This window comes from Terriglobia bacterium (assembly GCA_036496425.1).
GTDB lineage: Bacteria > Acidobacteriota > Terriglobia > 20CM-2-55-15 > 20CM-2-55-15 > 20CM-2-55-15.
Genome location: DASXLG010000372.1, coordinates 1 through 1,505 on the forward strand (window position 1 = coordinate 1; position 1,505 = coordinate 1,505).

The window sequence follows — 1,505 nt, forward strand, 5'->3', positions numbered from 1 at the left end:
ACGATGGCTCCCGTCTCCATGTCCGCCGCCTGTTCCACCTTATACGCCAGTGCCGTGCGGCCGTCCTTGAGCTTGGTGATCTCGGCTTCCGGATCGGCGGGGCTCTTCCAATCTTCGTTACTGGTCTTCTTCTTGCGCTTCCGGTCCAAGCGCAACGACACCGCCGCATCCGGAGCCTCCATGCCCTCGGCTTCCGCCACCTTCTTCAAAATCCCAGGTAGTTGTCGCCGCTGTCGCGCCGCACGATCGACTTCATGGCCGCGTTGGCTTCCAGCGTCGTCGAATCCACGCCCATCGTCTTGCCCTTGACCAGCCCCGCTTGCGCTAGCTGCTCCAGGACCCAGTCGAGGATCCGCTTGTGAGCGCTCGCTTCCAGTAATCGCCGCGTACGCGAAATGGGTCACGTGATCCGGCGTGTTCTCGTCGATTCCGTAGCCCAGAAACTGCCGCAAGCTGAGCGAATCCGCTACCCGCCAGGCAATGCCTCGTTCACTATCGATGCCTTCGAAGAATCCGATCAGCATCAGCCGGAAGTACACGCCGGGAACTAACGATCGCCTGCCCACGCCGTCGGCGTAATACTGCTTGCACTCCCCTTCGCAGAACCTGTCGAAGTCGACCGCTTTCAGCTTCGTCTCCAGCTTGCGGTAGAACCGGTGTCCCGGCGCCTCGGCCACCTCGGAGCAATACCAGATCTCTTCTTGCCGCTCCCGGCCTTTCCTCGTCCCCATCGCCATGACTGAGTTTATGCTGAAACATTCCTGGGAGGAAGTGATTTTAGACTCATGCAAGCTACGGGCGAGGCCATTATTGCGATGGCTTCCGACCTCCAGGACCCTCCTGAAATGATCCCCGAATTTGTCGCCAAATGGGAAGAAGGCTATAAGATTGTACTGGCGCAGAAGACCAACAGTAAAGAGTCGAGGCTTTTCTTTCTTATTCGGAAACTTTATTACGACCTGATCCAACGGCTATCAGAAATCGATCTGGTGAAGAATGCCACTGGATTCGGTCTGTATGACCGCCGAGTCATCGACGACGTCAGGCAAATCGCCGATCCCTATCCTTACTTTCGGGGGCTTATTTGCGACCTGGGCTACGAGCGGGCTTTGATTCCGTTTACCCAACCGGCCCGGACGAGAGGTTTCACGAAGAACAACATTTACACGCTTTATGACATGGCCATGCTTGGCATCACGAACCACTCCAAGGTTCCGTTGCGGATCGCAACTTTCGCCGGCTTTTGTATCGGATCCCTGAGCTTCGTTGTGGCGATGTTCTATTTGATTTATAGGCTATTATTTTGGAACAGTTTCCAACTCGGAACAGCTCCTCTGGTCATAGGATTGTTTTTCTTTGGTGCTCTGCAATTGTTGTTTGTCGGTATCCTCGGCGAGTACGTAGGATCGATTCATACGCAGGTATTAAAGCGTCCCGTGGTCATAGAAAGAGAACGGGTCAATTTTGCGGAGGGGCCGGAACGGATAGTTCAGCAGCGCAAGGGG

2 protein-coding genes are annotated in these 1,505 nt (G+C 55.3%); one reads left to right on the forward strand and one right to left on the reverse strand.

Annotation, left to right across the window (positions count from 1 at the left end; genetic code table 11):
• A partial coding sequence (locus VGK48_27665) for a transposase (GenBank protein HEY2384970.1) occupies positions 1-737 on the reverse strand: 737 nt, incomplete at its 3' end.
• A gap of 48 nt (positions 738-785) precedes the next feature.
• On the opposite strand from VGK48_27665, the gene VGK48_27670 reads away from it, so the two are divergent.
• A partial coding sequence (locus tag VGK48_27670) for a glycosyltransferase (GenBank protein ID HEY2384971.1) occupies positions 786-1,505 on the forward strand: 720 nt, incomplete at its 3' end.